At 35.4% G+C, this 6,294-nt stretch carries 3 protein-coding genes and 1 pseudogene; 1 reads left to right on the top strand and 3 read right to left on the bottom strand.

Features of this window, described 5'->3' with window-relative positions:
• Positions 1-681: 681 nt before the first annotated feature.
• Positions 682-3,726 carry an efflux RND transporter permease subunit gene (locus AC0NJG_RS17390; protein ID WP_087953802.1) on the top strand — a complete coding sequence of 1,015 codons (3,045 nt, stop codon included), beginning with the start codon at positions 682-684 and terminating at the stop codon, positions 3,724-3,726.
• 41 nt (positions 3,727-3,767) lie between these two features.
• Here the strand turns inward: AC0NJG_RS17390 and AC0NJG_RS17385 are convergent.
• The 3 genes and pseudogenes from AC0NJG_RS17385 to pstC form a co-directional block, all read right to left on the bottom strand.
• Positions 3,768-4,292 (bottom strand): annotated as a pseudogene (locus tag AC0NJG_RS17385) (P-loop nucleotide/nucleoside kinase family protein).
• Positions 4,293-4,477: 185 nt separating this feature from the next.
• Complete coding sequence (gene pstA, locus AC0NJG_RS17380; RefSeq protein WP_048552844.1) at positions 4,478-5,398, bottom strand: phosphate ABC transporter permease PstA; 921 nt, start codon at positions 5,396-5,398, stop codon at positions 4,478-4,480.
• A gap of 2 nt (positions 5,399-5,400) precedes the next feature.
• Entirely contained in the window at positions 5,401-6,291 is an 891-nt protein-coding gene (gene pstC, locus AC0NJG_RS17375; protein ID WP_140168784.1) for a phosphate ABC transporter permease subunit PstC, read from the bottom strand.
• Positions 6,292-6,294: the final 3 nt, after the last annotated feature.

Genomic DNA, 6,294 nt, shown 5'->3' with positions numbered 1-6,294 from the left:
CTAAAATAAAAATTGACGTTTCACGTTGTTTGTTTCGTTCAGTTTTCAAAGAACTTGTCCATCGCTTCAGAAGCGACTTCATCATATTAACATCTTCATTTTTCGATGTCAACTAAGTTTTAAAATTTCTTTTTTGTCGTTTTCTGCGTTTCCGCATCAGCGACGTTTATTAATATACCATCATGGTTTTTAAATAACAAGTGTTTTTTTATAAAAAAACAAAAAAATTATCTATCCTACTTTCTTCTATAGTAAAGCCTTGTATTCTCTCTACTGAAAATAAGTATTTTGATTGTATACCAATACACTCTAATTAACCAAACTACATTTCATACTCCCTCCCACCTTTTCATTCTCTTCTACATTAAAGTTCACATTAAAAAAGAAAATAGCTTCGCCACTTCCTAATAATGCGAACATGTTGATTTTTTGTCCCTCCACACAAATCATTACTAGTTGAAAGAACCGGTTGTTGGCAGATAACTCCACCCCAACCGAATTCGAAGTGAGAATTTTATCGTCCGACCAACGACGGGATAGATAACGAAATTCCAACGAAACATCAACTTAAGATTATTGTTAGAATTTTTTTACATTTAATTAATGAAAAATATCCATTTTTTGTTATATAGTAAGAAAGGACGTACTCAACTAAAAATAAACCAATGGAGGAATTACTTTATGGATAGGTTAACGAAGTTTTCATTAAAAAACCGCGCCGCTGTTATCATCATGGTTTTTCTCATTTCCATACTCGGTGTTTATTCCGGCTCTAAATTACCTATGGAATTTTTACCTAGCATCGATAATCCCGCAGTCACCGTCACAACCTTATCTCCAGGACTCGACGCTGAAGCAATGACAAAAGAAGTAACCGATCCCCTTGAAAAACAATTTCGCAACTTAGAAAACATTGACAACATCACCTCTTCTACTCACGAAGGATTATCACGCATCGATATCGCATATACATCCAAAGCAAATATGAAAGATGCCACACGTGAAGTTGAAAAGGCCATTAATACAATTAAATTACCTAAAGATGCAACTAAACCGATAGTTAGCCAATTAAATACTTCTATGATTCCACTCGCTCAAATTGCAATCCAAAAACAAAACGGATTTTCAAAAGCAGATGAAAAACAAATCGAAAAGGAAATCGTACCACAACTCGAAAGCATTGATGGCGTTGCCAACGTTATGTTTTTTGGAAAATCAACTTCCGAATTATCTATTATACTAGACCCAAACCAATTAAAAGATAAAAACGTAACAACGGAACAAATATTAAAGGTTTTACAAGGAAAAGAAACTTCCACTCCAGCTGGAGCTGTTACCGTTAATAAAGAAGAATATAACCTTCGTGTCATCGGGGATATAAAAAATGTAGATGACATTAAAAAAATCACTGTTGCACCTCAAGTTAAATTACAAGATGTTTCTCAAATTGAACTTAAACAACACTACGATACAATCTCACATATAAACGGCGAAGAAGGCACTGGATTAATCATCATGAAAGAGCCAAGTAAAAATGCAGTTGCAATTGGAAAAGAAATCGATAAAAAAATTAAAGATATAAGTAAACAATATAAAGATCAGTTTTCTATTAAACTTTTAGCATCAACTCATGAACAAGTTGAAAACGCTGTTACTAGCATGGGAAAAGAAGTAATCCTTGGAGCAATTGCTGCAACTCTAATTATATTAATCTTTTTACGTAACTTCCGAACGACACTCATTGCTGTTGTCAGTATTCCATTATCTATTTTATTAACACTCTTTTTACTACACCAATCTAACATCACACTTAACACTCTAACACTTGGTGGTTTAGCCGTTGCAGTTGGACGTCTCGTCGATGATAGCATCGTTGTCATTGAGAATATTTTCCGACGTTTACAAAAAGAATCTTTCTCTAAAGATATTATTCTCGATGCAACGAAAGAGGTCGCCGTCGCAATTACTTCTTCTACTTTAACAACGGTCGCTGTTTTTTTACCTATCGGCCTCGTATCAGGAGTAATTGGAAAATTAATGTTACCTATGGTATTAGCGGTCGTATATTCTATACTATCATCCTTAATCGTTGCACTAACAGTTGTTCCACTTATGGCTTTTTTACTACTCAAAAAAACAAAACACAAAAAGCCAAGTTCTTCACCACGATATGTCGCTACATTAAAGTGGGCTCTTTCGCATAAATTCATTATTCTACTTACTTCTTTTTTATTATTCGCAGGATCGATTGCTACCTATGTATTACTACCGAAAGCGAATATAAAATCTGAAGACGACACAATGTTATCTATTAATATGACTTTCCCGGCTGATTACGCTCCTGAAACACAAAAACAAAAAGCTTTTGATTTCGAAAAGAAGCTACTTTCTAATTCAGATGTAACGGATGTTATTTTACGAATGGGATCTAGCGCAGAAGATGCACAATGGGGGCAAACGACCAAAAATAATCTCGCAAGTATATTGGTAGTCTTTAAAAAGGGTTCTGATATTGATCAGTATATTAAAGAGTTAAAGAAAGAACATAAAACTTTTGAGCCCGCTGAACTTGATTATATAAAAATGAGTTATTCAAGCTCTGGCAGCGGCAATAATTTGCAATTCAACGTAACAGCCACTAACGAAACAAATTTAAAAGAGGCTGCTACTATCGTCGAAACAAAACTAAAAGATATGGATGATCTTTCTAAAGTAAAAACGAATTTAGAAGACTCTAAGAAAGAATGGCAAATCCATGTTGATCAAACAAAGGCCGAACAACTAGGATTAACACCAGAATTAGCAGCTCAACAAGTAGCATTCCTTATGAAGAAATCACCTATTGGTGAAGTTTCAATCAATAACGAAAAAACTGCTATTATGATAGAACATAAAAAAGAAAGTATTACTAAACAAGAAGACATTTTAAACACAAACATACTATCACCTATTAATGGACCAATTCCTTTAAAAGACATTGCAACTATTTCAGAAAAGCAACTTCAAACAGAAGTCTTCCATAAAGATGGAAAAGAAACGATTCAAATTACCGCAGAAGCTTCAAATGAAGATTTAAGCAAGGTAAGCACTGAAGTGAACAAAGCGATAGCCGAATTAGATTTACCTAGCGGAGCAAAAGTAAATATCGCAGGCGCCACTGAATCTATGCAAGAGAACTTCACAGATTTATTCAAGATTATGGGGATTGCAATTGGGATTGTATATTTAATTATGGTTATTACCTTCGGGCAGGCACGTGCTCCTTTTGCAATCTTGTTCTCCTTACCATTAGCTGCTGTCGGCGGTATTTTAGGATTAATCATTTCAGGAACACCAGTTGATGTAAATTCCTTGATCGGTGCATTAATGTTAATCGGGATTGTCGTTACAAACGCTATCGTATTAATAGAAAGAGTACAACAAAACCGGGAACACGGTATGGAAACGAGAGAAGCCTTACTCGAAGCAGGTTCCACTAGACTACGTCCAATTATTATGACAGCTATTACAACAATTGTTGCTATGCTCCCACTCCTATTTAGCCAATCACAAGCAGGAAGTATGGTATCAAAAAGCCTAGCCGTTGTTGTCATCGGTGGTTTGGCAGTCTCAACTGTTCTTACATTAGTAGTCGTTCCAGTTATGTATGAACTATTAGATAAAATTGGGAGAAAAAGGCGCTCTCGTAGAAAAATAAGCACTTCTACAGAAACACCTGATATTTAAAAGAAAAGGGTTATCTTCATTCATGAAGATAACCCTTTTCTCTACCTATTCATATAATCCATCATTTTTTCCGCATACTGTTCTAGAGATTCACTAGAATCCACAATAATATATTCACTATTTAAAGGTCTTTTACTACCATTTAACCACTTTTTAAAAGCTACTTCCGACTCTACCTTTTCAATTTGACTGACCATACGCTTACGTGTTTGCAACCTATTATTAATCTCTTCCATATCATTCACTTAACACTCAATATATTTATATTTCACACCATGTTTATTAGACAGCTTAATTCCTTTTTCAACCATCCCTTCGTATAGACATGGACTATCCAATATCACACTATGCCCTTGTTCTAAATAAGAATCAATCAATACCCATTCCACATCGTATGATACTCCTCCAACAATCGTCGATTCAATCCCTTTCATTTCTAATGATTGTAACAACGCTGATTTCAAAACGTCATGATCTACAATTACAGCACCTGTTAACTTCCCTATATACTTAGAAACTGTGGATTTTCCCGATCCCGGAAAACCTGACATTTGCAGAAAAAACAAATTAAACCCACTCCCTCATTTTCATCTTTTTATCCTGATATTTACGAGCAGCAAGACCTCACTGATTAAAGTTTCACTTTATTTATATAACGAATTACAAATTCAACAATCGCAATACCTTTTCCTTCTATATTAAAACGTAAAAAGAACCCCCTACTTATCAGTAGAGAGTTCCCCTTTACAACTTATGCCGCTTTTATCTTCTTCGTCGTTTTACTTTTTCTTTTTGCTCCTGTAAAACGTTTGTGCAATATAGATGCTACCAAGCGTGAAACAACATTGAATAGTAATACCATAATAATTAATACAGCTGCAGATTTTGTCGCAATTAACTTCGCATCTGGGATAATCCCTTCAGAATTTAACTTCCAAATGTGAACCGCTAACGTTTCAGCTGGTCTAAATGGATTTAAAGGATGAGCAGGACTTGAGAAGTCCGCTGCTGAATTTAAAATCGGTGATGTTAAACCCGCTGTATAAATTAATGCCGCCGCTTCACCAAATATACGACCTGCCGCTAAAATAACACCTGTAATAATTTGTGGTAATGACGACGGAATAATAATACGAGTAATCGTTTGCCACTTTGTTGCACCTAATCCAAGACTCGCCTCTTTTACATTAGAAGGAACCTCTGAAATCGCATTTTCACAAACACGCGTTAAACCTGGCAAGTTTAAAATCGTTAAAGCAAGGGCACCACCCATTACTGTGTATCCCCATCCTGTCATTGTAACGAACACTAACAAACCGAATAAACCAACAACAATAGAAGGTAAAGATGCCATTGTCTCGATACATAAACGAACAAAATTTAAAAAACGCCCTTGTTTTGCATACTCTGCTAAATATATTCCAGCACCTAATCCAAGGGGAATAGATATAATAAGCGTTATAACAAGCATATAGAAGGAATTGAATAACTGCGGACCAATCCCACCACCAGCTCTTGTATTGCTTGGTTCTCCAAACAAGAAATTAGGATCCCAAAAACCCCATCCCTTTTGTAAAATCTCAAATACTAAGAATACTAGCAGCGCTACAACTAAAGCCGCAACCGCATAAAAGATACCTGTCCAAACTTTATTTACCGTTCTTGCATTCATTATTATCGCTCACCTCTTTGCCCAATCGCTCGAATTACTAAAATAAACAGGAATGAAATAACAAGTAAAATCATTGCTAAAGTCCATAGCGCATTGTTCCAAGCAGTGCCGTTTAATGTATTTGTCATGTCCATTGTCAAAATACCAGTTAACGTTGCTGTCGGACTATATATTCCTTCTGGTAATTTAATCGTATTCCCAATTACCATTTGAACCGCTAACGCTTCACCAAAAGCACGCGCTAACCCTAAAACAACACCTGTTAAAATCCCTTTTTTCGCAGCAGGAACAATTACTCGGCTAATCGCTTGCCATTTCGTTGATCCTAAACCATAAGAAGCTTCTAAATAATCAAATGGAACAGAGCGTATTGCATCAGAAGCGATACTAGCAATAGTAGGTAAAATCATAATACTCAGGACAATAATACCTGCAATTAAACTAAACCCTACTCCTCCAAAAGAATCACGTAATAGCGGTACTAAAATTGTAACCCCTAATAATCCGTATACAACCGAAGGAATACCAACTAATAATTCTAAAACAGGCTTCAATACTTTATTTCCAAACTTCGGTGAAATTAAATTCATGAATATAGCAAGAGCTATAGCAATTGGCGCACTAATAATAACCGCACCTAACGAAACCACCGTTGAACCTACAATGAAAATTACAGCCCCGAAAGTTCCATCATCAGCATTTGGACTCCATTTTGTCGATGTTAACATCTCAGTAAACGAGATACCACTTTGCGTAAAAGATTGAATTCCTTTACCGCAAATAAACGCAATAATAGCTAATGTAACTAAAACAATAAAAATACCACAAAACGTAACAAGTGATCTTCCTATATATTCACTTTTCACGTAATTAATTTGTTTTTTCCCCTTCATCAC

The organism is Bacillus sp. SSR7, assembly GCF_055902415.1.
Note: the sequence above shows the minus strand (reverse complement) of the source record. Positions and strands in the feature narration are given on the sequence as shown.

Coding starts and splice junctions, on each gene's coding strand:
- pstC (WP_140168784.1), bottom strand. CDS start 6,291: ATGAAGGGGAAAAAACAAATTAATTACGTGAAAAGTGAATATATAGGA.
- pstA (WP_048552844.1), bottom strand. CDS start 5,398: ATGAATGCAAGAACGGTAAATAAAGTTTGGACAGGTATCTTTTATGCG.
- AC0NJG_RS17390 (WP_087953802.1), top strand. CDS start 682: ATGGATAGGTTAACGAAGTTTTCATTAAAAAACCGCGCCGCTGTTATC.